Source organism: Xanthomonas sp. NCPPB 1132, assembly GCF_056629235.1.
The window spans coordinates 102635-127514 of sequence record NZ_CM152819.1 but is presented as its reverse complement, the minus strand read 5'-3'; the positions used below and the strand labels follow the sequence as shown (position 1 = coordinate 127514).

The 24880-nt window shown below is 68.6% G+C and carries 24 protein-coding genes; 10 read left to right on the top strand and 14 right to left on the bottom strand.

Annotation, left to right across the window (positions count from 1 at the left end; all coding sequences use genetic code 11):
• Positions 1 to 96 precede the first annotated feature (96 nt).
• Together AC1G9L_RS00590 and AC1G9L_RS00585 are read left to right on the top strand one after the other, a co-directional pair.
• Positions 97 to 1539: an amino acid permease gene (locus AC1G9L_RS00590; protein WP_019799507.1), complete on the top strand. Its 1443-nt coding sequence runs from the start codon at positions 97 to 99 to the stop codon at positions 1537 to 1539.
• Positions 1536 to 2267: a DUF6882 domain-containing protein gene (locus tag AC1G9L_RS00585; RefSeq protein WP_019799508.1), complete on the top strand. Its 732-nt coding sequence runs from the start codon at positions 1536 to 1538 to the stop codon at positions 2265 to 2267. The genes AC1G9L_RS00590 and AC1G9L_RS00585 overlap by 4 nt, the downstream gene beginning before the upstream one ends.
• 45 nt (positions 2268 to 2312) lie before the next feature.
• On the opposite strand, the gene AC1G9L_RS00580 is transcribed toward AC1G9L_RS00585, so the two are convergent.
• The 3 genes from AC1G9L_RS00580 to AC1G9L_RS00570 form a co-directional block, all read right to left on the bottom strand.
• A complete protein-coding gene (locus tag AC1G9L_RS00580) occupies positions 2313 to 2714 on the bottom strand; it encodes a DUF2628 domain-containing protein (protein ID WP_019799509.1) in 402 nt (133 codons plus the stop codon).
• A gap of 573 nt (positions 2715 to 3287) precedes the next feature.
• Positions 3288 to 4445 (bottom strand): glycerate kinase, encoded by a 1158-nt coding sequence (locus AC1G9L_RS00575; protein ID WP_481069973.1) that lies wholly within the window; start codon positions 4443 to 4445, stop codon positions 3288 to 3290.
• An 87-nt stretch (positions 4446 to 4532) separates the two neighbouring features.
• Positions 4533 to 5714 (bottom strand): class I SAM-dependent rRNA methyltransferase, encoded by a 1182-nt coding sequence (locus AC1G9L_RS00570; RefSeq protein WP_481069971.1) that lies wholly within the window; start codon positions 5712 to 5714, stop codon positions 4533 to 4535.
• 258 nt (positions 5715 to 5972) lie between these two features.
• On the opposite strand from AC1G9L_RS00570, the gene AC1G9L_RS00565 reads away from it, so the two are divergent.
• From AC1G9L_RS00565 to AC1G9L_RS00540, 6 genes are all read left to right on the top strand, one after another.
• Entirely contained in the window at positions 5973 to 6926 is a 954-nt protein-coding gene (locus AC1G9L_RS00565) for a TerC family protein (RefSeq protein ID WP_017913055.1), read from the top strand.
• A 102-nt stretch (positions 6927 to 7028) separates the two neighbouring features.
• Positions 7029 to 7811: a rhomboid family intramembrane serine protease gene (locus AC1G9L_RS00560; protein ID WP_019801773.1), complete on the top strand. Its 783-nt coding sequence runs from the start codon at positions 7029 to 7031 to the stop codon at positions 7809 to 7811.
• A gap of 313 nt (positions 7812 to 8124) precedes the next feature.
• Positions 8125 to 9048 (top strand): IS110 family transposase, encoded by a 924-nt coding sequence (locus AC1G9L_RS00555; protein WP_481069970.1) that lies wholly within the window; start codon positions 8125 to 8127, stop codon positions 9046 to 9048.
• Between the two features lie 105 nt (positions 9049 to 9153).
• Positions 9154 to 9984, top strand: a complete 831-nt coding sequence (locus tag AC1G9L_RS00550; protein WP_481069968.1) for an acid phosphatase — start codon at positions 9154 to 9156, stop codon at positions 9982 to 9984.
• A 104-nt stretch (positions 9985 to 10088) separates the two neighbouring features.
• Complete coding sequence (locus AC1G9L_RS00545; protein WP_019801807.1) at positions 10089 to 11102, top strand: TIGR00266 family protein; 1014 nt, start codon at positions 10089 to 10091, stop codon at positions 11100 to 11102.
• 196 nt (positions 11103 to 11298) lie between these two features.
• Positions 11299 to 12333 (top strand): patatin-like phospholipase family protein, encoded by a 1035-nt coding sequence (locus AC1G9L_RS00540; protein ID WP_019799816.1) that lies wholly within the window; start codon positions 11299 to 11301, stop codon positions 12331 to 12333.
• Between the two features lie 209 nt (positions 12334 to 12542).
• On the opposite strand, the gene AC1G9L_RS00535 is transcribed toward AC1G9L_RS00540, so the two are convergent.
• From AC1G9L_RS00535 to AC1G9L_RS00520, 4 genes are all read right to left on the bottom strand, one after another.
• Entirely contained in the window at positions 12543 to 13874 is a 1332-nt protein-coding gene (locus AC1G9L_RS00535; RefSeq protein ID WP_481069967.1) for an XVIPCD domain-containing protein, read from the bottom strand.
• A 32-nt stretch (positions 13875 to 13906) separates the two neighbouring features.
• Positions 13907 to 14779 carry a hypothetical protein gene (locus AC1G9L_RS00530; protein ID WP_481069965.1) on the bottom strand — a complete coding sequence of 291 codons (873 nt, stop codon included), beginning with the start codon at positions 14777 to 14779 and terminating at the stop codon, positions 13907 to 13909.
• Between the two features lie 132 nt (positions 14780 to 14911).
• Positions 14912 to 17107, bottom strand: coding sequence for a TonB-dependent siderophore receptor (locus AC1G9L_RS00525; RefSeq protein ID WP_481069963.1), 2196 nt, complete (start codon positions 17105 to 17107; stop codon positions 14912 to 14914).
• Positions 17108 to 17341: 234 nt separating this feature from the next.
• Positions 17342 to 17821, bottom strand: a complete 480-nt coding sequence (locus AC1G9L_RS00520) for an Lrp/AsnC family transcriptional regulator (protein WP_010343045.1) — start codon at positions 17819 to 17821, stop codon at positions 17342 to 17344.
• Between the two features lie 127 nt (positions 17822 to 17948).
• On the opposite strand from AC1G9L_RS00520, the gene phhA reads away from it, so the two are divergent.
• A complete protein-coding gene (gene phhA / locus AC1G9L_RS00515) occupies positions 17949 to 18839 on the top strand; it encodes a phenylalanine 4-monooxygenase (RefSeq protein ID WP_019799820.1) in 891 nt (296 codons plus the stop codon).
• Between the two features lie 55 nt (positions 18840 to 18894).
• On the opposite strand, the gene AC1G9L_RS00510 is transcribed toward phhA, so the two are convergent.
• Genes AC1G9L_RS00510 through AC1G9L_RS00500 form a run of 3 tightly spaced genes read right to left on the bottom strand, consistent with a single transcriptional unit; the run spans position 18895 to position 20617 of the window.
• On the bottom strand, positions 18895 to 19554 hold the full coding sequence (locus AC1G9L_RS00510; RefSeq protein WP_209245633.1) for a DUF799 domain-containing protein: 660 nt from the start codon (positions 19552 to 19554) through the stop codon (positions 18895 to 18897).
• Positions 19551 to 19922, bottom strand: coding sequence for a DUF4810 domain-containing protein (locus tag AC1G9L_RS00505; RefSeq protein WP_019799822.1), 372 nt, complete (start codon positions 19920 to 19922; stop codon positions 19551 to 19553). Before AC1G9L_RS00505 ends, AC1G9L_RS00510 begins: the two co-directional genes overlap by 4 nt.
• 20 nt (positions 19923 to 19942) lie before the next feature.
• Complete coding sequence (locus AC1G9L_RS00500; RefSeq protein ID WP_019799823.1) at positions 19943 to 20617, bottom strand: CsgG/HfaB family protein; 675 nt, start codon at positions 20615 to 20617, stop codon at positions 19943 to 19945.
• Positions 20618 to 21178: 561 nt separating this feature from the next.
• Between AC1G9L_RS00500 and AC1G9L_RS00495 the strand changes: the two genes are divergently transcribed.
• On the top strand, positions 21179 to 21697 hold the full coding sequence (locus AC1G9L_RS00495) for a hypothetical protein (protein WP_019799824.1): 519 nt from the start codon (positions 21179 to 21181) through the stop codon (positions 21695 to 21697).
• A gap of 81 nt (positions 21698 to 21778) precedes the next feature.
• On the opposite strand, the gene AC1G9L_RS00490 is transcribed toward AC1G9L_RS00495, so the two are convergent.
• The 4 genes from AC1G9L_RS00490 to AC1G9L_RS00475 all read right to left on the bottom strand — a co-directional run bounded on the left by AC1G9L_RS00490 (position 21779) and on the right by AC1G9L_RS00475 (position 24789).
• Entirely contained in the window at positions 21779 to 22435 is a 657-nt protein-coding gene (locus tag AC1G9L_RS00490) for an RpiB/LacA/LacB family sugar-phosphate isomerase (RefSeq protein ID WP_481069962.1), read from the bottom strand.
• 134 nt (positions 22436 to 22569) lie between these two features.
• Positions 22570 to 23325 (bottom strand): 2-dehydro-3-deoxy-D-gluconate 5-dehydrogenase KduD, encoded by a 756-nt coding sequence (gene kduD, locus AC1G9L_RS00485; RefSeq protein ID WP_019799826.1) that lies wholly within the window; start codon positions 23323 to 23325, stop codon positions 22570 to 22572.
• Positions 23326 to 23386: 61 nt separating this feature from the next.
• The gene (kduI, locus tag AC1G9L_RS00480) at positions 23387 to 24241 is read right to left on the bottom strand and encodes a 5-dehydro-4-deoxy-D-glucuronate isomerase (RefSeq protein ID WP_019799827.1); all 855 of its coding nucleotides are present in this window, start codon (positions 24239 to 24241) and stop codon (positions 23387 to 23389) included.
• A gap of 155 nt (positions 24242 to 24396) precedes the next feature.
• Positions 24397 to 24789, bottom strand: a complete 393-nt coding sequence (locus AC1G9L_RS00475) for a VOC family protein (RefSeq protein ID WP_019799828.1) — start codon at positions 24787 to 24789, stop codon at positions 24397 to 24399.
• Positions 24790 to 24880 lie beyond the last annotated feature (91 nt).

Below are 24880 nucleotides of genomic sequence, written 5' to 3'. Positions count from 1 at the left end.
GCACAAGCGCCGTGCCATACCACGCCGCAGGCATAGCTTTGCTGCACCGCATTCGGCGACACTGCCGGGCTTGTCACTTCCGCACCCGAGGCCCGCATGTCGTTCCTGTTCCGGCGCAAGTCGCTTGACCTGGTCACCGTCCACGAGGCCGGCCGGCGGCTGGTGCCCTCGCTGAGCTGGCCGCATCTGGTGGCGCTGGGCATCGGCGCGATCGTCGGCACCGGCATCTACACCCTGATCGGGACTGGCGCGCAGTTGGCCGGGCCGGCGGTGCTGGTGTCGTTCGCGGTGGCCGGGGCGATCTGCGCCTGCGCGGCGCTGGCCTACGCGGAGATGGCGACGATGATGCCGGCCGCCGGCAGCGCCTACACCTACAGCTACGTCGCGCTCGGCGAGGCGATCGCCTGGGTGGTGGGCTGGAGCCTGATCCTGGAGTACTCGCTGGTGGTCAGCACGGTGGCGGTGGGCTGGTCGGGTTATTTCGTCGGCTTCCTGCACTGGGCAAGCGCGCAGACCGGGTTCGACATGAGCCTGCCGGCGGCGCTGACCGCCGGGCCGCACGCCGGCGGCATCGTCAACCTGCCGGCGGTGCTGATCACCTTCGCCGTGGCCGGCCTGCTGATGGCCGGCACCAAGGAAAGCGCCACGCTCAACGCGGTGCTGGTGGTGCTGAAGCTGATCGCGCTGGGCATCTTCGTGGCGGTGGCGCTGCCGGCGTTCCAGAGCGCCAACCTGCACCCGTTCATGCCCTATGGCTTCCCCAAGACGGTGAGCGCCGACGGCGCCGTGCACGGAGTGATGGCCGCGGCGGCGATCATCTTCTTCGCCTTCTATGGCTTCGATGCGATCTCCACCGCCGCCGAGGAAACCAAGAACCCCAAGCGCGACCTGGCGATCGGCATCGTCGGCTCGATGATCGGCTGCACCCTGATCTACATCCTGGTGGCGCTGGCCGCGGTCGGCGCGATGCGCTACGACGTGTTCGGCGCAAGCGCCGAGCCACTGGCATTGATCCTGCGCCAGTTGGGCCAGCCCGATGCGGCGGCGGTGATCGGTGCAGTCGCGGTGATCGCGCTGCCGACCGTGCTGCTGGCCTTCCTGTACGGGCAGAGCCGGATCTTCTTCGTGATGTCGCGCGACGGCCTGCTGCCACGCGGGCTGTCCAAGGTCAACGCGCGTACCGGTACGCCGGTGGCGACCACGCTGTTCACCGCGGCGCTGGTGGCGGCGCTGGCCGGCGTGGCGCGGCTGGACGAGATCGCCGCGCTGGCCAATGCCGGCACCCTGGCCGCCTTCATCGCCGTGGCCGCCTGCATGCTGGTCCTGCGCCGCCGCGAACCCGGCCGTGCCCGCACCTTCCGCACGCCGCTGGCGTGGCTGGTCGGGCCGCTGGCGATCGGCGGCTGCCTGTACCTGTTCTGGAGCCTGCCGGATACCACGAAGATCTGGTTCGGGTTGTGGAACGCGCTGGGCGTGGTCGCCTACCTGCTGTACGGCCGCCGCAACAGCCTGCTGCAGCGCGCGCAGACCCCGCGATGAGTCCGCAATTCCAGGCTGCCCTGGCACGCCACATCGGCAGTGCCTATGCGCGCCAGCTGGCGCTGGCCGACGTGCTGGCCGAGCGGCGCTGGCAGGTGGACCTGGGCGAAGGCCGGGTGCACTTCGGCGAGGATCTGTCGTTTCCGTTGCAGTTGCTGGGCACCGCCGCCGAGGCCAGCGCCAGTTGGCTGTGGGCCTGGGCCAACACCGCCAGCAACCTGCCGCCGGCCCTGCTGACCGACGCGATCGCGCTACGCGCGTACGGGGAGCGCGAAGGCATCGAAGAGTTAGTCGAACCATCCTCGGCAGTGGGCGCGGACGCCGGCCACCACATCGCCCTGCTCGCCGGCGCCCTGCGTGGGCGCTGCTACTACCGCGCGCCGTACGATGGCGGCGCGCTGTTCTTCCTGCTCGAGGACGTGCCGGCCGCGGTCTTCGCGCCGTGCGACGACGCCCGCGTGCTGCGCCTGCTCGGCGAATTGCCGATGCAGTTCGAACTCGACCACCGCGCCATGACCGACGGCTTTCTGGCCAAGCAGGGCTTTGCGCTGCAGCGCGAATCCGCGCAGACCGTGGCGACCCGTGGCAACAGCCGCATCGTCCTGGCGTTCGATGCGCAGGGGCGGCTGACCGGCGTGCAGGGGCAACTGGCCCCGGCGCAGGCCACCGCCGCAGCGGTCACGGCGAAGCCGGCGCCTGCCTGGCAATTCTGGAAGCGCAGGCGCTGACTGACGTGGCGGCGCGGCGCATGCTCGCGCCGCCACACCCGGCCGTTACCACCAACGCACGCCTTCGAACGGGTTCCAGCTGACGCTGCCCTTGCGCTGGTCCAGGTAGTAGGCGTAGTTGGCGGCCATGCCGACCAGCAGCGAGTAGGCGATGCCCAGGCCGCGGCCGAGCGCGTCGGGCAGGAACGCCGCGACGATGCCCAGCACCAGCGAGATACCGATCAGCCCCAGCGCCTTGCGCCACATGCCGAGGATGAAGAAGTAGATGAAGCCGAAGAACAGGGCGAAGAAGTTCATGTTGATCTTCAACCGCTCCATGAACGGCAGCGCCTTGAACGCGGCCTTGTACTCGGGCGTGGAGGGGGCGCCGTACCGGTCGAAGAAGTCGAAGCGGAACTGCCACTTGGGGCTGAGCGGGGCGCGTTGCGGAAGATTAGGGGTTTCCATGGCGGGAGCATCCGTGTTGTAAACGTTTTCAGTTTACCTGAATGGGGCGGCGTGCGCCAAATGGGCGCGGGCTGTAGCACCAGTTTGGTGCGGGTACGGGAGTTGGGATTGGTGATTTGGGATTGGCAAAAGCGAGCTCAGCGCGGACCCACTCACCCGCCTGGGGCGGGCTTCCCCCTGTGACAGCCGCCGGTTCATCGCGTCGGGACTGAAGTCCCTCCCACAGGGCCTGCCTGTGCGTGCCGCATCCGCTGGCGAAATGCCCACTTGTAGGAGCGGCTTCAGCCGCGACGCGCGAAGCAACGGCCTCGTTGGCTTTTGTGGCAACCGTCCTTCATCGCGTCGGGACTGAGTCCCTCCCACAAGACTTGCCTGCGCGTGGCGCATCCGCTGGCGAGTACCCACGTGTGGGAGCGGCTTCAGCCGCGACGCGCGGGGCAACGGACTCGCGGATTCTGCGGTAACCACCGGTCAGCGCGTCGGGACTGAAGTTCCTCCCACAGGGGCCGACATACCGCGAACCAACTCCGCGGATTGCAGCGTGCCGCCAAGTCGAGCCGACGGAGAAGACCGCTATTGCGCCCGGAAGCCGCCAAGGCGCTGGCCAAGCGCGATCGCTGCAGCCACATTGCGTGCCGCCGCGCGCAGGGCATCCGCGGCGTCGGCCAGCGCCGCCTCGCGGGTGGAGATCCGCTGCACCGCGCCGAACAACGCGTCGATTCCTTGCGCATGCAGGTCCGCCGCGCCGTCGCCCAGGCCGCCGGCGATGGCCAGCACCGGCACGCCGTGACGTCGCGCGATGCGGGCGAGGCCGACCGGCACCTTGCCCTGCGCGCTCTGCCCGTCCAGGCGGCCCTCGCCGGTGACCAGCAGATCGGCGCCGGCCAGGTGCGCTTCCAGCCCCAGCGCCTGCGCGACGATCTCCACGCCCGGCCGCAGGCGCGCGCCGAGGAAGGCGACCAGGGCCGCGCCGATGCCGCCGCCCGCGCCGGCACCGGGCAGTTGCGCCACCGCCACGCCCAGGGTCCGTTCGATCGCCTCGGCGTAGTGCCGCAAGCCGGCATCGAGCTCGGCGACCATCGTCGGGGTGGCGCCCTTCTGCGGGCCGAACACCGCCGAGGCGCCGCTCGGCCCGGTCAGCGGGTTGTCGACGTCGCAGGCGACCTCGATGGTGCAGTCGCGCAGCCGCGGGTCCAGCCCGTCCAGGTCGATGCGCGCCAGCGCGCCCAGCGCCGCGCCGCCGGCGGCCAAGTCGCGGCCGTGCGCATCCAGCAGGCGCACGCCCAGGGCCTGCGCCATGCCGGCGCCGCCGTCGTTGCTGGCGCTGCCGCCGATGCCGATGAGCAGCCGGCGCGCGCCGGCATCCAGCGCGGCCAGGATCAGTTCGCCGACGCCGCGGGTGCCGGTCAAGCGCGGGTCGCGCACATGCGGCGGCACCAGCATCAGCCCGCTGGCCGCGGCCATCTCGATCAGCGCGGTGTCGCCGTCCTCGCTCAACCCGAACTGCGCCGCCACCGGTTCACCCAGCGGCCCGGTCACCGTGCAGGCGACCCGACGTCCACCGGCGCCGGCCACCAGCGCGTCCACCGTGCCCTCGCCGCCATCGGCGAACGGCAGCAGCACGTACTGTGCGTCCGGGAACACGCTGCGGAAGCCGGCCGCGATCTGCGCCGCGGCCTGCGCCGCCGACAGGCTCTCCTTGAATGCGTCCGGAGCGATGACGATCTTCATGCAGCGGCGGCGGCGAACGCCGGCCGGCGCGCCCGGATCAGGCCGTCACGCAGGCATCGCGGTTCGGCCTGGCGCATGCGCGGCGCGCTAGTCCAGCACGCGGCAGAACACCGCCTTGAGGTAGCGCGATTCCTGCACGTGCGCCATGAACGGATGGTCGGCGCCGGCGCCGGCCACCTTCAGGATCTGGATGGTGCGGCCGGAGAAGTAGGCGGCACGGCGCAGCATGTCCAGGAACTCGTGCTCGGCGACCAGGCCGGTGCAGGAGAAGGTGGCGAACAGGCCACCCGGGGCGACCACGCCCAGCGCCAGCTTGTTCATGTCCAGGTACTTCTTCAGCGCCGGGATCACCTGGTCGCGGTCGCGGGTCATCTTGGCCGGGTCCAGGATCACCACGTCGTACTGGTCGCCGCGGGCGGCGGCATCGCGCAGGTACGGGAAGATGTCGGCCTGCACGAACTTGGGCCGCACGTCGTTGAGGCGCGCGTTGCCCTTGGCGATCTCGATCACATCCTCGTCGATGTCCACGCCGACCACCTCGGTGGCGCCGCGGACCTTGGCGTACACCGCGAAACCACCGGTGTTGCAGCACAGGTCGAGCACGCGCTTGCCCTCCACCTGCTGGCTCAGCCACTGCCGGTTCTCGCGCTGGTCGGCGAAGAAGCCGGTCTTGTGCGCGCTGGCCGGGTCGGCGCGGAAGCGCACGCCGTATTCGCTGATGATCGCCGGCTCCGGGCGCTCGCCGCTGCTGGACACCGGCCGGTAGTCGAAGCTCTCCTGCTTCTGCACGTGCTCCTCGGCGAAGCTGTAGAAGCGCGCGCCGGGGAACTGCGCGCGCAGCGCGGCATAGATCCACTCGCGGTGGCGGAACATGCCGGCGCTGAAGAATTCCACCACCAGCAGGTCGCCATAGCGGTCCACCACCAGGCCGGACAGGCCGTCGCCCTCGGCATGTACCACGCGCCAGGCATCGCTGACCGCGTCCAGCTTGAGCACGTCACGGCGCAGCGACACCGCCTCGGCGATCTTGCGCGCGAACCACGCTTCGTCGACCGCGATGTCGGGGTGGGTCTCGAGGATGCGCACGGCGATGCGCGAGTGGCCGTTGTAGAAGCCGCGGCCGATCCAGTCGCCGTCCACCCCGACCACGTTCACCAGCGCGCCCGGCTTGGGCCTGGCGGCGGGTTTTTCGACCAGTTTCTGGAAGATCCAGGGATGGCTGGAGCGCCAGGCGTTCTTGAGGCGGACTACGGGCAGGGGACTATTCATGAACGCCATTGTAGCCGCCCCGATTGACGGCACCGCCGGCAGCCGCAAGAATGCCCACAGAAGGGGAGTAGCTCCCGACGTTGTCGCCGTCAATTCGAGTCCGCGGGCTCCGGTGCAACGGCAACCGGTCCGCCGGTTGCGAGCGAGACCTTCGCCGCAGTGGCGAAGGCACCCTCTGGACGACATCCGTCGTCTCCGTCCGGAACGCCTCCGCCAACGCGGCCCCGAGGTTCCCTGTTCACTGACGGAAAATTCCCAATGGAAACGATAGGCAACGTGTGGTTGTGGAGCGGTTTCGCGATCGTGGTGGTCGTGGCGCTGCTGGCGGACCTGGTGCTGATGCGCCACGGCGGTCCGCACAAGGTCACCTTCAAGGAAGCGCTGTGGTGGAGCATCGGCTGGATCGCGCTGGCGCTGGCGTTCAACGCCGGCCTGTGGTGGTACCTGCGCGAGACCATCGACGTGGCCACCGGCAACCGCCTGGGGCTTGAGTTCCTGACCGGCTACCTGGTCGAGAAGTCGCTGGCAGTCGACAACATCTTCGTGTTCCTGATGATCATGAGCTACTTCGCCGTGCCGGAGGAGCAGCGCCAGCGCGTGCTGGTGATCGGCGTGCTCGGCGCGATCGTGCTGCGCGCGGTGATGATCTTCGCCGGCTCGGTGCTGCTGACCAAGTTCCACTGGCTGCTGTACGTATTCGGCGCGTTCCTGCTGCTGACCGGCATCAAGATGTGGTTCTCGGCGGGCAAGGAGCCGGACCTGGAAGCCAACCCGGTGCTGCGCTTCATGCGCAAGCATCTGCGCCTGACCCCGCAGTACCACGGCAACGCGCTGAGCGTGACCCAGGAAGGCAAGCGCTGGTTCACCCCGCTGTTCGCGGTGCTGATGCTGATCGCGATCACCGACGTGATCTTCGCGGTGGACAGCATCCCGGCGATCTTCGCGATCACCACCGACCCGTTCATCGTGCTGACCTCCAACGTGTTCGCGGTGCTAGGCCTGCGCGCGATGTTCTTCCTGCTCGCGGGCATGGCCGACCGCTTCCACCTGCTGCCCTACGGCCTGGCGATCGTGCTGGTGTTCATCGGCACCAAGATGCTGATCATCGACCTGTACAAGATCCCGGTGCTGGTGTCGCTGCTGGCGGTGGCGGTGGTGATCGGCGCCACCGTGGTGCTGAGCCTGCTGCGCCCGGCCAAGCCGGCGCACTGACCCGGCACCTGTGCCGCGGCCGCGGATTGTCCCGCGGCCGCGGCCAGTCCCTCCCACCGGCGGCGCCTTGCCTTGGACGCCCGGCGCCGCCATCCAGGGAGCATGGACACCTCTTCGCTCCCCTCGCCCACGCCCGACCCCGATGCGCAGGGCCGCTTCGACCGCGCGCGGATCCTGCGCGCGTTCAATGTCAGCCTGGCCTTCGTGGCGGTGCTGGTGGCGGTGTTCGCCAGCCAGGGCCTGTTCGACTGGCGGCCCTGGGCGGTGGCCCCGCATACGGCAGCGGGCCTGCTCGGCGTGCTCACCGCACCGCTGCTGCACGGCTCGCTCGAGCACCTGGGGGCCAATGCCGGCGCCCTGCTGATTCTGGGCACCCTAGCCGGCAGCGTGTATCCGCGCGCCACCCTGGCCGGGCTGCCCTTGCTGTGGCTGGGCTCGGGCCTGGGCGCCTGGTGGCTCGGCGACCCCGGCAGCCATCACCTGGGCGCCAGCGGCGTCGCCCACGGCCTGCTGTTCCTGGTGTTCGTGCTTGCACTGCTGCGCCGCGACCGCGCGGCGATCGCCGCCAGCATGATCGCCTTCCTGTTCTACGGCGGCATGCTGGTGACGGTGCTGCCGCACGAGGACGGGGTGTCCTGGCAATCGCACCTGGGCGGCGCGGTGGGCGGGGTGGTCGCGGCGCTGCTGCTGCGCCACCGCGATCCGCTGCCGCCACGCAAGCGCTACAGCTGGGAGGACGAGGACGACACCGACGACCTCCTTGTCGCCGACGACGAACTGGAACCGCCAGCACCGACCCAGGTGCCGGTGCTGTGGCAGCCGCCGTCGGCTCCGCGCGGGGTGGTGCTGCGCTTCCCGCCGCGTGGGGAGCGTGACGGGGGCTGAGGTGGGCAAGGCATGCCTGCCATACACATGGGGGCATCCGTAGAAGCGGCTTCAGCCGCGACGCCTTCCCGGGAACGCCCGTCGCGGCTGAAGCCGCTTGTGTCAAATAAGGGTCTATCGTTGCAGGTGAGAGCGGAGTGCGGCAGGCCGTTTAGCCGCAGTGCCAGCAAGCACGAGTAGGAGTCAGCGCCGCCGCACTCCGGTTCTCCTGCCTGACAAGCCCGAACAGTTGCCCGAGTGACGAGCTCGAACTCCACAAGCATGGGCATCGGCAGGAGCGCTCTCGTCCATGAGTCTACTGCGGAGAACGTCTATGCGGCGCCATGTCGGGATCGATGTATCCAAGGCCGAGCTGGTCATTCATGTCCTGCCGGACGAGCAGGCCTGGACCCAGCCCAATACGCCACAGGGGCAGCGTGCGCTGGCCCAACGTCTGGCTGGGATGGACTGCGAGCGGATCGTGCTGGAAGCCAGTGGCGGCTACGAACATGCCGTGCTGCAAGTGTTGCGGCAGGCCGACCTGCCCGTGGTGCGGATGCCTGCCGATCGTCCGCGCAAGCTCGCCCAGGCCTTGGGCCTGCATGCCAAGACCGATGCCCTGGACGCGCGCCTGCTGGCCATCGCCGCCCAGCACATCCCGACCATGCCCACGCCCGTGGCACCCGAGCACCAGCAGTCTCTTCGCGAACTGCTGGACCTGCGTGCCACCCTGGTGAGCCAGCGTGATGTCCATCGGCGGCGCCTGGAGCACATCACCAGCGCCAAGGTGCAACACCGCTGCCGAGAGGTGATCGCCCTGCTGAACCAGCAGATCCAGACGTTGACGCAGGAGATCGAGCGGCAGGGCAAGACCTGCTCAAGCCTACCCAAGGTGCCTGGGCTCGGGACGATCCTGCGCGCGGTTCTGGCCGCGCGGCTGCCAGAGCTGGGCACGCTGCCGCCACGCAAGCTCGCTGCCCTGGTCGGGCTGGCCCCGTTCAATCACGACAGCGGTTGCTGGAAAGGCCAGCGCCGCATCAAAGGCGGACGTGCCGACGTGCGGCGCGTGCTGTACATGGCCACCTGGGCCAGCATCCGCGCCAAATCCCCCTTGGCCAACACTTACGCGCGCCTGCGCGCAGCGGGCAAGCCGGCCAAGGTCGCCATCGTCGCCTGCATGCACAAGTTCCTGCGCTGGCTCAATGCCATCGCGCGCGATCAGGCCTCGTACGCTCCTCCTGTCATCGCAGGTGCATGACAGTTGACTCCTACAGCGGTCGCGCGCCGCAGCATGTCGCCACGGGCGACCCGTCACTGCATCGCGCCGTACACTGACCGGTCCGCCATCGCTGTCCGAGTTCGCATGTCCGTGTCGCCCGCCTGCCGTGTCCGCTCCGCCGCCGCCGTGCTGGCGCTCGCCCTGGCCGCCTGCAGCGGCCCCGCGCTGCGTGCGCCGGCACCTGTCCCGGCCAAGGCGGTGGGCTATCTGCCGGCCGCGGCGGTGCCGGACAGCCTGCAGCTGCTGCCGGCGCCGCCGGCGGCCGGCTCGCCGGGCGAGGCCTTGGACCTGGCGGTCAACCGCGAGGCGCTGGCCCTGCGCGGCAGCGCGCGCTGGCAGCAGGCCGCGCACGATGCCGATCTGAGCTTCCCAAACGGCGCCGGCCAGTTCGCCTGCGCGCTGGGCCTGGCAATCGACGCGCAGCACACCCCGCACCTGTACACCCTGCTGGAGCGCAGCCGCATCGACGCCAGCGCCGCCACCAAGGCGGCCAAGCGCCAGTACCAGCGCCCGCGGCCGTTCCTGCGCAACCAGCAGGCGGTGTGCACCCCGGACGATCTGGACGACCTGCGCCAGAGCGGCTCGTATCCGTCGGGGCATAGCGCCATCGGCTGGGCGTGGGCGCTTACCCTGAGCGAGATCGCGCCCGAGCGCGCCGATGCGCTGATCGCGCGCGGCCGCAACTACGGCGAGAGCCGGCTGGTGTGCAACGTGCACTGGCAGAGCGACGTGCTCGCCGGCCGCTTCATTGGCGCGGCCACGGTGGCGCGGTTGCACGACGACCCGGCCTTCCGCACCGACCTGGCCGCGGCCCGCGGCGAGATCGCCGCCGCGCGCGCCGCCGGGCAAACGCCGACCAGCGACTGCGCCGCGGAGGCCGGCGTCCTGCGGATGCGGCCGGCCAGCGCGCTGTAGGCACGGCGTTCGGCCGCCTGCACCGCCCCCTGTCTTTGGGCAGATGCGAACGGTCCGGGACGGCAGGCTAGACTCGCGCGACTTCTCTCCAAGGACCTGCACCCATGACCCAGTGGTATTTCCTGACCGGCAGCGAACAGACTCGCTCCGGCCCGTTCGACGATGCCGACGCGGTCGCCTTCGCCCGCAACAACCCCACGGCGCTGGCCTGGTGCCAGGGCCAGAGCGGCTGGCTGCCGGTGGCGCAGATCGCCGCGCTGCAGGGCGGCGCGTCCTTCCTGCCGCCGGGCCTGCCGCCGTTGCCCACCGCCGCCAGCCGCGCCGACCAGATCGACTACCGCATCGTCGGCCACGAGATGCAGTTCGTGGAGATCGAGTTGGACCCGGGCGAGAGCGCGGTGGCCGAGGCCGGCGCGCTGATGTTCAAGGACGCGGCGGTGCGGATGGACACCGTGTTCGGCGACGGCTCCAACGCCGACCAGGGTGGGCTGATGGGCAAGCTGCTGTCGGCCGGCAAGCGGCTGGTCACCGGCGAGAGCCTGTTCACCACGGTGTTCACCCACCAGGGCCACGGCAAGGCCAAGGTCGCCTTCGCCGCGCCCTACCCCGGCACGGTGCTGGCGATGAAACTGGACCAGCACGGCGGCCGCCTGATCTGCCAGAAGGACAGCTTCCTGGCCGGCGCGCGCGGGGTCTCGCTGGGCATCCACTTCCAGCGCAAGGTCATGACCGGCCTGTTCGGCGGCGAAGGTTTCATCATGCAGAAGCTCGAGGGCGACGGCTGGGTGTTCGTGCACGCCGGCGGCTGCGTGGTCGAGCGCGAACTGGCCGCCGGCGAGCGGCTGGACGTGGACACCGGCTGCGTGGTCGCGTTCCACGCCTCGGTGGACATGGACGTGCGCCCGGTCACCGGCATCAAGAGCATGTTCTTCGGCGGCGAAGGCATGTTCCTGGCCACCCTCACCGGCCCCGGCAAGGTCTGGCTGCAGTCGCTGCCGTTCTCGCGCCTGGCCGGACGCATGCTCGCCGCCGCACCGCAGGGCGGCGGGCAGAACCGCGGCGAAGGCTCGGTGCTGGGCGACTTCGGCCGGATCCTGGACGGCGACAACAGGTTCTAAGACGGCATGCTTGAGCCCCTCTCCCCCCGGGAGAGGGGTTGGGGTGAGGGTCCGAGGCGCGAAGCGCCTCGCAGACTCGACCTCCGCGCTGTCACTGAAGCGCCCGGACCACCCCCGCATGACCTCCAGTCGTGGGCGGTGCAGGAGGATGCCGCTATGCTCGCGCCGGCTCCTTCCTCCTTTCCGCGACGCTTCCATGACCGTGTTCCGTTCCCCGCGCCTGCTGCTGTCCCTGTCCCTGTTCGGCCTGCTTGCCGCCTGCGGCGGCGAACCCAAGCCGGCCCCGCCGGCCCCGGTGGTGACCGGACCGGCGCCGCTGCCCGCGCCGGCGGCCAAGCCGCTGCGCATCGGCATTGCCCTGGGCGGCGGCGCGGCCAAGGGCTTCGCCCATATCGGCGTGATCAAGATGCTGCAGGCCAACGGCCTGGAGCCGACAGTGGTGTCCGGCACCAGCGCCGGCAGCGTGGTCGGCGCGCTGTACGCCAGCGGCATGCACGCGTTCCAGATGCAGCAGGCGGCGGTGGCGCTGGACGAAAGCAGCATCCGCGACATGCGCCTGTTCTCCGGCGGCCTGGTGCAGGGCCAGGCGCTGCAGGACTACGTCAACGCCCAGCTCAAGGGCAAGCCGATCGAGAAGCTGGCCAAGCCGTTCGCCGCGGTCGCCACGCGGCTGGAAGACGGCGAGCGCACCGTGTTCGTGCGCGGCAACGCCGGCCAGGCGGTGCGCGCGTCCAGCAGCATCCCAGGCGTGTTCGAACCGGTGACCATCGGCAAGTTCCACTACGTGGACGGCGGCGTGGTCAGCCCGGTACCGGTGGACGCGGCGCGCCAGCTCGGCGCCGACTTCGTCATCGCCGTGGACATCTCCAGCAAGGCCAGCGGCAAGAACCCGGGCAGCATGCTCGGCACCGTCAACCAGTCGATCGCGATCATGGGCCAGCGCCTGGGCCAGCAGGAACTGGGCCGCGCCGACATCGTGATCCGGCCCAAGGTCAACGACATCGGCGCGGCCGACTTCGCCCAGCGCAACGCCGCGATCCTGGAAGGCGAGAAGGCCGCGCTGGCGGCGATGCCGCAGATCAAGGCCAAGCTGGCGCAACTGCAGCAACAACGCAGCGACGCCGCCGCCGCGGCGGCAAAGGCCGCGCAACCGGCGCCGCCGCCGTGCGAGCCGCAGTCGCGGCTGGGCCGCCTGCTGCGCCGCGACGACCCCTGCAAGCCCAAGGATTGACCCGCCGCGTCACTAGCAGCATATCGGCTCAGCCTCCCCTCTCCCCTCCGGGAGAGGGCCGGGGGTGAGGGTCCGGCCGCCATGCACCGCTCCGAAGCACACGACGATCCCTCGCCGTCTCATCCAACCTGGCGCTCCTGTCGAGGCCGCAGTCCCTTCCAGCAAGACGCGCTGCGGACCTGATCGCAGCGCCACAGGGTCAGCTTCGCTCAGATCCGCGGCACCGCCGCACTCTGCCGATGTGCGTCCTGTTGCTGCACGGTCTGCTGCACCGCGACCTGCTGCGCCTGGACAAGTGCCTGCTGCCGATCGAACTCGGCAAGCCGCTCGAAGGACTGCGCGACCGGCGTGCGGATCGCCTCTTCGGTGGACATGTGCGCGCGCAGGTGCGCCGGATCCTTCGGATCGCCCTGCACGACGAACACCAGCTCGCCCGGCTGCGCCGTGCGCCCGTGCTCGCTCAACAGCACGTGATCCACTCGCTGCAGACCGTTGCGTGCGGCAAGGTCGGTGACGCTGGCCGCCATGCAGGCGCTGTCCGCATCGGGGCTGCGTCCCAACTGCCGATCCAGCGCCTGGATGCCGGCGGCGCACTGCTGGTACAGCCCATGACGCGGATGGCCTGGCTCGGTGGGATCGGACGTGCGCGCGGCCTGCGCGACCGCCGGACCCACCTGCACCGGATCGGCTTCGGCCAGCGTCTGCGGGCTGCGCAGGATCGGCTGGTGGCGATACGGATCCTCGGGGTGGAACTGTTCGCGCAATTGCTGGCGCTCCAGGCGCAGCGCACGGGTGTCGTCGAGCTCGCGCAGCTGTTGCGGGTCGCGCACCGGCTGGGCGATGGTCTGCTCGCCACCGGACACCCAGTTGGTCCATTGCCCGGTTCGCGCATCGCGCTCGTAATAGAAGCTCTGCGCGCCGATCCGTTCCGGATCGATGATCGGCCGCGCTTCGTGCGCAAGCAGGCGCGCAGCGGTCATGCGCCCGGTGTAGGACATCACGTCGAGTTGCGCGTCGTCGTACTTGCGCACGTCGTTCATGGTGAAACCGGCGCGGCTCAAGCCGAGTGCGGAATTGTCGAGCATCATCGACCAGACCTTTTCCGCCTCGGGCTCACCGCCATGGCGGCGCGCGGCGTCGAGCAGTTCGCGCGGCGTCCAGCCATTGGGGTTGATGTGGTGCTTCTGGAAGGTGGCGTCGTGGACGGCTTCGACATCCTTGACGGGAAGATTCAGAGCCTGCGCGGGTTGGCCATTGTCGAAGTAGCTTCGCCGACTCTCGAAGTCGCTCTTCATCAAATCGATGCCGAATTTGTTCCACTGCCGTTCGCTCATCGCGACGCCGTCACGACGGGCCTGGCTCTCGGCGAACGCGTTTGCCGTGGCGCCGGGTGCGTTATCGTTGCGGACGACACCGAGCGCGAGCAACCCGTAGCCGTCGTTGCCTTGTTTGTTTGCGAGGTAGTTCCAATAAAGCTCTCGATTTCCCTGTTCGGCGTAGTAACCGAGAACTGCGATATCGCGCTTGTCCAGATCACTCATTCCCAGAGCTCCCTTGTCGTTTGCCTACAGAACTACCTGTTCTGCGCCCGATTCCCTTTCACCATGAACTTCTCCAGATAGCTACGCGCTGCATCCTCGATTCTCTTCCAGTCCGGCAATGCCGCGCGCACGTAGCGCACCTCCACGAGCGTACTGACGTCGGGGAGCACGAAGATATGACGGCACTCTGGAAGTTCGGCGTCTTGGCTACGCACCAATTTTCCTTTCTGGTACTCCACACCGGTTTCGGCCACTACATGCGAGGTGCATTTGATGAAGGTGCGAATTTCGCCATGCGCATCCCGTTCGACATACCAATCATCGTGCTCCTCCGCGTTGAACACAGGCGCCGACGACCGGTATCCCTTTGCCTTGTAGTAGGCAAACACTTTCGGAAGATCCGCATAGTAGGGCGTCAGACCATATACCGGGCTTTGCCTGAGACGGCTCTGCAGGTGCTCTGCCGGATTCTCCTTATCCGCGGAATAGCCGGTATAGCGCCTGCGTAGCGCCTCGTGCACGTCCACCCGATCCAAATAGTGATACCCGATATCGACCGTCCGCGTCGACACATCCAGGCGCAGATGCGCGCGTTCGCCCGGTGCGAACGGCCGCAGCGACGGATATTCCAGGTACAGGCCGAAACTGTCGTCGAAGTTCGGCCCCATCTGGTCGCCGAAGTAGTTGGCCGGAATGCGTAGCTTGTACGGACCCAGGCATGCCTCCATCAGTGGCGGCGGTGTCTTGAACGGATCCTGTGGGCCGAGCTGGCGCTGTCTCACGCAGCCCTGGGCGTTGGTGGAGGTGGCCGCCGGCGTGTCGGCAGAGCCGGACTGGGCGCACCCTGCCAGGGGCAGGATGCCGGCAAGCAACAAGCACTGGGCCAAGCGCGTGGCGGGTCGCATCTGCATCCTCCGATGATGGCGGCGGCAGTATAGACGCGCAGTGCCGGCCATCGGCACGCATCGCCACGGTGACGACCGGCGCAGCAATGCCAGGCTGCGCGACGGGCGTCCTTGCCCGTCATGCGCCACGGCTCAGTAGCGCCAGCGCAACGTAACGCTGACGAAGCGCGGTTCGCCGTAGTTCTGGTAATCCAGGTTGGCCCAGTACTTCTTGTTCAGCGCGTTGGTCACCGCCAGGGTCGCGGTCCACTGCGAACTGAGCTGGTAGTTGGCGTTGAAGTGCACCAGCGCGTACGGATCCTGCACTACGGTGACCGGACGCGTGGCGGCGCTGCCGTCGCCGACAGGGCGCTGGATGTTGTAGCCGCGCACGGCGCTCTGCCAGCTCACGCCGCCGCCCAGGCTCAGGCGCTGCCAGGCGCCGGGCAGGCGCACCTGGGTGGACAGCTGCAGGTAGTCCTCCGGCAGGTTGGCGTAGATCGCATCGGTCGGCGCGCGGGTGACCTTGGCGCGGGTGTAGCCGGCGTTGAGCGTCCAGCCCGGGCGCAGTTCGCCGTTGTATTCCACTTCCCAGCCGCGGCTCTTGGTGCCGTCGACGCCGATGTAGGCCGAACTGCCGTCGGGCAGCGAGGCTTCGGGCTGGGTCATGTCGCGCACCGCGTAGTTGTCCTGCTTGGCCTCGAACACCGCCGCGCTGAGCAGTGCGCGGCCGTCGGCCAGCTGCGCCTTGATGCCCGCTTCCAGGTTGGAGCCCTGCACCGGCGCCAGCAGGTTGTTGTCCTTGTCCTTGTAGTTCTGCGGATTGAAGATCTCGGTGTAGCTGGCGTAGGTGGAGATGGCCGGGGTGAGGTCGTAGACCAGGCCGACGTAGGGCGTGACCTCGTCGCTGACCCGGTAGCGGCCGCTGGTGCCGGTGTAGCGGCCGTCGGCGGCGAAGGCCTGGGTGCGGGTCTGCCAGGAACTCAGGCGCGCGCCGGCGATCAACGACAGCGGCTCGGCCAGACGCAGGCGGGTGGAGGCGTACACGCCGCGCTGGGTGGTGCGCGCTTCGCGCCGCGCGCCGGTGCGGGCGGTGGTGATCTGGCCCACATCGCCGCGCCAGTCGTAGACGTTGGGGATGTAGTAGCAGCGCTCGCGGCCGCAGGTGGTCCAGTCGGCCGGATAGCGCAGCGCCAGGGTCGGCGTGGTCGACTGCAGATCCTGCCAGCTGCCGCCGATCACCACGTCGTGGTCGCGGCCGAACAGCGGGAACGTGCCGGACAGGTACACGTCCAGGCCGTCGCGGGTGTCGGTGGTCCGACCGGCGGCCGCGCGCAGATAGATGCCGCTGCCGTCGCGCTTGGGATAGCCGCTGCCGTACACGCGCAGGTTGTTGACCTCGCCTTCGGTGCGCGCCAGGTTGACCTTCAGCAGCCAGTTCTCGCCGAAGCGCTGTTCCAGGTTGGCGAAGGTAGTGTGGGTGTTGCGCTGCCAGCGCGTCCACTTCGGCGCCAGGTTGGTGGACGTGGGCAGGTCGGCGTACGCACCGTCGGCGAAGAAGTACGGCACCGTGCCCCAGGTCGCGCCGACCGGGTCGTTGTCCTGGCGCTGGTAGCCGACGGTGACCGTGGTGGTGTCGGTCAGGTCGCCCTCCAGCACCGCCATGCCGGACATCTTCTGGTCGCTGTAGTGGTCGTAGTAGTAGCCGCGGTCCTGCCAGGCGGCGACGAAGCGGCTGCGGAAGCGGCCGTCGGCGGTCAGCGGCGCCGTGACGTCGGCCTGGGTGCGGCGGAAGTCCCAGGTGCCGAGCGAGGCCGCGAACGCGGCATCGAAGGTCTTGCCCGGGCGCTTGCGCAGCAGGTTGACCGTGGCCGAGGGAATGCCGGCACCGCTGAGCAGGCCGTTGGCGCCGCGGATCACCTCGACGCGGTCGTAGAAGACCATGTCGTATTCCTGGTTGGTGGAGCCGCTGTAGGTGGGCAGGCCGTCGACCTGAAAGTCGGTGATCTGGAAGCCGCGCGCGAAGTACAGCGGGCGCTGGGTGTCGTAGAAGGAGACGTTGACGCCGGTGACGTTGCGCATGACGTCGTTGATGCTGAACAGCGATTCCTCTTCCAGCCGCTGCTGGCCCAGCACGCTCACCGACTGCGGCGTCTCCTGCAGCGTCAGCGGCAGGCGGGTGGTGGTGGACGGCTGCGCGCGCGACGGGCTGCCGCTGACCTCGACCTTGTCCAGCGTGGTCGGCTGCACATCGGCCTCGGCGTCGGCGGCGAGCAGCGGTGCCGAGGCGGCGGAGAGCGCGGACAGCACGGCGAGGGACAGCAGGCGGCGTGGAGCGGAGGAAAGCATGGATCGATCTCGCGAAGTTGGGGCACGGGGCGACACGGTCGCGCCGCGGGTGGCAGGAAAAGGACAGGCGCAGCCGCACGCCACGGCGGGGAACCGGCGTGGCTGGCCCGGCAGGGCTGGCGGAGGGGCTGTGGCCGTGGATGGCCGTCGAAGAACGCAAATGTAAATCGTTAGCAACAACTTAACAAGGGCAGCCACGCGCCGACACACGGCGACACATCCGTGGCAGTCCCGCTAGCCGCGCGGCAGCGGCAGGCCGGCGAAGTCCTTGACCGTGCGCAGCACGAAGCTGGAATTGACGTCGGCGACGCCGGCGGCATTGAGCAATTTGTCCAGCAGGAACGCGGAGAAGTGCGCCAGATCGCGGACGTAGACGTGCAGCAGGTAGTCCATGTCGCCGGTCAGCGCATGGCAGGCGACCACCTCGTCCCAGCCCTGCACGCTGTCGGCGAAATGGGCGATGCCGCTCTGCCCGTGCTTCTCCAACTGCACGCGGACGAAGGCCTGCAGGCCCAGGCCGATCGCCGCCGGCACCAACCGCGCGGCGTAGCCGGCGACCACGCCCTCGGCTTCCAGCCGCTGCACCCGGCGCAGGCAGGCCGAGGGCGACAGATTCACCTGCGCGGCCAGCTCGGCGTTGCTGGCGCGGCCTTCCCGCTGCAGCAGGGCGAGCAGGCGCAGGTCGGTGCGGTCGAAGGTCGGCGATCCGGTCATTTATTGCTCTGCAACATGGCTTACACGCAACAATATTGCGCGCAGCGCGCGGAACCGTGCAACTTCGCAAGCCCATTGCGCGGCTGCACGCCTACCATCGTGGCTATTCCTTTCCGGAGCGTCGACCATGGACACCGCACCGCGCCGCGTCGAACACCAGCAGACCGACAAGGGCTATGTGCCGGTCTACACCACGTCCGTGGTGACCCAGCCATGGGAGCGCTACAGCGCCGACGACCATGCCACCTGGGGCACGCTGTACGCGCGCCAGCGCGAGCTGTTGGTCGGCCGCGCCTGCGACGAGTTCCTGCAGGCGCAGGACGCGATGGGCATGACACCGCAGGCGATCCCGCGCTTCGACGAACTCAACGCGGTGCTGCAGGCGACCACCGGCTGGACCCTGGTCGGCGTCGAAGGGCTGCTGCCGGAACTGGACTTCTTCGACCATCTCGCCAACCGCCGCTTCCCGGTGACCTGGTGGATCCGCCGTCCCGAGCAGATCGACTACATCGCCGAGCCGGACCTGTTCCACGACCTGTTCGGCCACGTGCCGCTGCTGATGAACCCGCTGTTCGCCGACTACATGCAGGCCTATGGCCGCGGCGGAGTGAAGGCGCACGCGATCGGCCCGGACGCGCTGCAGAACCTGACCCGGCTGTACTGGTATACGGTGGAGTTCGGCCTGATCGACACCCCGGACGGCCTGCGCATCTACGGCGCCGGCATCGTCTCCTCCAAGGGCGAATCGCTGTATTCGCTCGAGTCGAACGCGCCCAACCGCATCGGCTTCGACCTTGAGCGGATCATGCGCACCCGCTACCGCATCGACACCTACCAGAAGACCTACTTCGTCATCGACAGCTTCGAGCAGCTGATGCAGGCGACCGCGCCGGACTTCACTCCGATCTACGCGGCGCTGGCCGACCAGGCGCAGTTGCCGGCGGGTCAGGTGCAGGCGCAGGACCGCGTGTTCCATGCCGGCAGCGGCGAAGGCTGGGCGGACGGCGGCGACGTGTGAAGTGCGGCACTGCCCGTCTCCACCTGACCCTGGCGGAGACGGGCGTGGAGCAGGGTCAGTCGGTGCCGTACTTAGGGTTGTAGGGTCCGTACAGCAGACCGCCAGGGTGGCCGGCGGACAGCAGGCGCTGGCTGGCCACGTTGCCGATCTGATGCCCCTGGTCGGTGACCTGGTTGACGACCTGATTGATCGCGGCCGTCACCAACATGCCAAGCAGACCGCCGCCGGCGTTGTTCTGATTTTCGCCGCTGGACGCCTGCGCCTGGCCCTGCCACAGCACTGTCCCGGTGCGCAGATCCACCAGTTTGGCGTTGGCTGACACCACCACCACGCTGTTGATGACCTGATACACGGCACCGTACTTTTCCACGGTGATGTACAGCGCGGCGTCGGCCCCGAAGATTTCCCGCAACTTCTCCGGAGAGACCGCCTGCGCCTCGTCGGCCACCGTGATGCCGTTCTGCTTGAAGGTCTCGTAGACCGGCGCCACCGGCATCACGTAGTAGCCGGCTTCGGCCAAGGGCAGCGTGGTCACCGACAGCACGCTCAGGCTGGCGTTGACGTCCGGGGCGTGGCTGACCGGCGGCAGTACCAGGATCGACCGTGGCTTGCTGGCCTTGTACGCGCTGTAATCGCGGGACATCGGCTGCGTCGCGCAGGCGCTCAGCAACAGGCCGAGCACGGCCACGCAGGCCATTCTTGCGACGTTCTTCATTGCGCGCTCCTCGCGTTGCGGCCGTTCTTCAACAGCAGATCGATGTACGTGGCGGACTCGGGGTACTGCGCCTTCTCGGCGAGGAGCTGCTGCTGGGCTTTGGCGTCGTTGCCGGTTTCGGCGTACAGCATCCCCAGATGCGCCTGCAGTCCAGGCGGCGGCCTGCGGTTGGCGGCCTGCATCACCTGCAGGTCCTTTTCCAGCGCCTGGATCTGCTGCTCCGGGCTTCCGCCCTTGAAGTGGCTATAGACCTGATCCTGGTAGCTGCCCCACTGGTAGAGCGATGCGCTCTGATGGGCGCAGCCGACCAGCGCGAGCATGGCGCAGGCGCCGAGCCAGCGCCGCTTGCGGACGTTGATGGTGTTCATGTGCGAGGGTCCGTTGCAGGTCACTTGACCGGCTTCCATGCGCCGGCGTCGACCGCGGCGGTGAGATTGTTGACAGCCTCCCGGATCGCCAGATCCAGGACCTTGCCGTTGAGGGTGGAGTCGTAGCTGGAGGTGCCGCCGAAGCCGACGATCTCGCGGTTGGACAGGGTGTACTCGCCGCCGCCCTGCACCGAATACACCACTTCGGACGTCGCGCTATCGACCACATTCAGGCTGATCTTCGCATAGGCCTGCTGCTGCTTGCCGCGCCCGAGAATGCCGAACAGCTGCGTATCGCCGGTTTCCTTGCGGCCGAACTCGGTCACGTCGCCGGTAATGACGTAATCGGCGCCCTTGAGTTGCTGCGCCTGCCCCTTGATCTGCGCTTCCTGCTTGATCTCGCCCATGTTGTCGCGATCCAGCACGCGGAAGCGATTGGTCTGTTGCAGGTGGGTGATCAGGATGGTCTTGGCCTGGCTCCCCAGACGATCCGCGCCATCGGAGAACAGGCCGCGCATGAAGGACGAGCGGTTGTCGAACTTGCCGACGGCGATCGGCGCGCGCGCGCCGGCGTAGGGCACGCTGGCCGCCGCCACGGTCTGCGGCCTGACGCTCTGATGGGTTTCGGTCGCGCACGCCGCCATGCCCAACGCAAGCACCAGCCCGATGGCTCCCTTGATCACACTGTCCTTCATCGATTACCCCTTGTTGATACAGCTACGAAAAAAACGAATCGTCACCGGCTGTGTCCTTGTCCAGCGGCGCCACGTGCGGCAGGCGTGCGCGCATCGCGTGCGTACGACGCGGTGCGTGGCATCGGCAGGCAGAGGAAGAAAGGCATAGCGGAAGAGTGATGTCGCTCCATGACCATCCTGCGCAGGGCAGGGAAAGAAAAATCCATGTCGTCCCGCGACGCAGCGGGACCCAGCTAGGTGGTAGATATCGGCGGCCTCACCTGGAACTTTAGGCCAGCCTCCTGCGGGCAGGTTGCGATGCGCGGAAACACGGGCAGCGTTTCCTCGCGTCGTCGCGCAACCGGGCTGGAATGCGGCGGCGTGGCGCTGCGGCAAACGGCACCGCAGCAGAGATCGGCCGGTACACCTCGGCAAATCGGCAATGCGCCGATCCCGGCGTCGCCGATGGCGAACCTACGCTGTGCAGCGAGCGACATCGGTGCGCCACGACGCGGACACCCCGGATTCCCGGACGCTCCCGTCCAACACGTGTTGGCGGCCCTTTGCGTCGGGAGAATCCTCATGCTCATCTATGTCGGCCTGGACGGCGATCAAGCGGATCAGCGCGGCGCCAAGCTGAAGGCCCTGCAATCCCACTTCGGCGAAACCCAGTCGCATGCCTTGACCATGCTCGATGCGACGTCGCTGGCGCCCAGCAACAAGACGCGCGGCAAGCGCCTGGTGATCAATTCGCACGGCAACGTCAACGTCTTTGCCGGGCTGACGCCGGAGGCGTTCCTGCAGCAACTGTTGAACAAGGGGCTGGGCAAGGACTCGTTCGAGGAGATCGTGCTGATGGCGTGCCAGGTCGGCGCACAGAGCCAGACCAACTCCATCGCCAACAACTTCGCCAAGGACCTGAAGCGACTGCTGGTTGGCCACGGCATCCTTGCCAAACTCTACGCGCCGCGCGGCACGCTGACCTACGTCGTGCACACCGAGCAGAAGCTGGGCCAGACGTTCTACGTGGTGGACAGCATGCATATCGCCTGCCCGGAGCGGAACTATCCGCTGGCCGAAGGCCTGCTGTTGGTGCAGTAAGACCGTATGCAAAACGCCCCGCGGGTGCGGGGCGTTTTGCGAACAGCACCTGGGCGCGCCCGCCCGGGCGTCTGCGCGACCTCAGGCCGCCGCAGCCTCGGCCTTGCCCAGCACGCCGGCGACGAAGGCGCGCAGCTCGGCGTGCTTGGCGTTGTCGAAGAAGCACTGCTGGAAACGCGGGCCGCCCACGGCCTGCTTGACCAGTTCCGGGTCCAGCGCGCGCAGGCCGTCCAAATAGGACTTGGCCAGGGCCTGCTTGACCTGGGTCAGGATGCCGGCGTTGGCCTGCTGCGATTCGCGGCGTTCGGCCGGGTAGCCCATGCCGCGCTCGCCGCTGAAGGCCTTCTCGAAGATGTAGCGCACGTTGATCTCCGCGCCCCAGCCGTAGCCCTTGGCGAAGGCCAGCGCCAGCGCGTTGCCGTTGTTGACCTGGGCGAACAGGTAGGCGTCGGTCGGCTCGATGCAGTAGCCGCAGAACACGCCCGGGTGCGCGTTGAGCGACATCATCGCGCCCTGCCCGGTGCCGCAGCCGGCCACCACGAAGTCCACCGCGCCGGCGTTGAGCAGCAGTCCGGCGCAGATGCCCAGGTGGATGTAGGTCAAGCGGTGGTCGGCGTCGCCGTCCATGCCGACGTTGAACACGCTGTGGCCCTGGGCGGCGGCGACGTCGTTGAGCTGCTGCAGGATCACCGGGTTCTTGGCGGCCTGGCTGAACTCGTTCATTAGGGCGATTTTCATGGGGGGTCCTTTGGTGGGGGATTGGGTGGTTGGCAGGGTGGTTTTGGTTGGGATGGGTCGGCGGTGGTCGCACCCCCATCCGCCCTTCGGGCACCTTCCCCCGGTGGGGGAAGGGAGTAGGCCACGCGCTCTGGCTAGCGGGCGAGCCAGCCGCCGTCGACGGGGATCACGGTGCCGTTGACGTAGTCCGAGGCGCTGCTGGCCAGGAACACCGCGGTGCCGCCCAGGTCTTCCGGCACGCCCCAGCGGCCGGCCGGGATGCGGTCCAGGATCGCCTGGTTGCGCGCGGCGTCGGCGCGCAGCTGCGCGGTGTTGTCGGTGGCCATGTAGCCCGGGGCGATGGCGTTGATGTTGACGCCCTTGGCGCCCCACTCGTTGGCCAGCAGGCGGGTGATGCCGGCGATGCCGGACTTGCTGGCGGTGTACGAGGGCACGCGGATGCCGCCCTGGAACGACAGCATCGAGGCGATGTTGATGATCTTGCCGCTGCCCTGGGCGATGAAGTGGCGGCCGGCGGCCTGGCACATGAAGAACGCGGACTTGATGTTGACGTTCATGACGTCGTCCCAGTCCTGCTCGCTGAAGTCCACTGCGTCGGCGCGGCGGATCAGCCCGGCGTTGTTGACCAGGATGTCGAGGCGGCCGAGGCCGGCCAAGGTCTCGTCGAGGATGCGCTGCACCGGCTCGATGCTGATCAGGTTGGCCTCGATGGCGACGAAGCGGCGGCCCAGCGCGGTGACCCTGGCCTCGGTCTCGGTGGGCGCGGCGATGCCGGCGGCGGCGATGTCGGCGCCGGCCTGTGCCAGGGCCAGGGCGATACCTTGGCCGAGGCCGGTGTTGGCGCCGGTGACCAGGGCGACCTTGCCTTCGAGACTGAACGGGTGGGTCATTGCGTGGACTCCTTGAGGGACTGCGGACGACGGGAATGGGAGCGGCGCGCGGGACGGCGGCCTACTTGAGCTGGCAGATGTCCAGCACGTGCATGTCGGTGTAGTCGAGGTTCTCGCCGCCCATCGCCCAGATGAAGGCGTAGTTGGCGGTGCCGGCGCCCATGTGGATCGACCATGGCGGCGACACCACGGCCTCGTTGTTCTGCACCACGATGTGACGCTGCGCGTCCGGCTCGCCCATGAAGTGGTAGACGCGGTCGTTGGCGCCGAGGTCGAAGTAGAAATAGACCTCGCTGCGGCGGTCGTGCAGGTGCGGCGGCATGGTGTTCCACACGCTGCCCGGCTTGAGCACGGTCAGGCCCAGCAGCAACTGCGAGGACTGGCAGGTGGCCGGCACGATGTACTGGTAGATGGTGCGTTCGTTGCTGGTCTCCAGCGCGCCGCGGTCCAGCGCCACCGCCTCGGCGATCGACAGGCGCTTGGTGGCGAAGCGCGCGTGCGCCGGCGTGGAGGCCAGGTAGAACTGCGCCGGGTTGGCCGTGTCGTCGGAGGCGAACACCACCTCGGCGCTGCCCATCGCCACGTACAGGCCGTCCTTCGGGCCCAGCGGATACGCGGTGCCGTCGACGGTGACGGTGCCGCTGCCGGCGCCGACGTTGATCACGCCCAGCTCGCGCCGCTCCAGGAACGGGTGGCCGGCGGCCGACGCCGGCTCGGTCTGCGCCGGCAGCGTCAGCGCCCGCGTGCGCGGGGCCGAGCCGCCGAGCACGAAGCGCTCGTAGTGGGTGTACTTCAGGGTCACCGCGTCGTCCACGAACAGGCCGTCGAGCAGGTACAGGTCGCGCAACTGGTCGTTGCTGGCGCCCTTGATCGCGTCGGGATGGGTGGCGTAGTGGGTCTTGCAGTACAGGGACATGGGCCTCTCCAGTGCAGGCGACGGCATGCGGCAGCCCGCCACGGAAGACAGTCTAGCGGGTCTGGTAAACCGGTGTCATTCCGCAGTGCACGAAGGGCCGGGATTGGGGATTCGGGATTGGGGATAAGAGCGCTGCGGCACTCGCTGACGGCGTGCTAGCCGGGCGGCAATGGCTCGCCCACGTCGATGCGGTTGCCGTCGGGGTCGGCAAAGACGAAGCAGCGCAGGCCGAAATCGGCATCGCGGAGCGCCTTGATGATGCGCACGCCTTGCGCCTGCAGGCTGTCGTACAGGGCCGTGGCGTCGTCGACGATCAGGTGGGCGACGTTGCTGGTGCTGCCGCGGTGGTCGGGGCGCAGGGTCAGGTGCAGTTCGGCGGCGTCCTTCTTCAGGATCACGAAGCCGACCGGGCTGCCGTTCTGGAACACGCTGCGGAAACCCAGACGCTCGGTGTAGAAGGCGACGGCGCGGGCGATCTCGGCGACGGGTACGGTCGGCGCCAGGCGGCCGAAACGGACCGCGGCGGCGGCAGGGACGGGGGACGACATGGCCAAGCTCCTCGCAGGAAGGCCGCGTGGGTCCGCGCGGACGGTGCCGGGACGGAGCGGGCCTTCGATGGGCGGAGCGGTGTCCGCACGG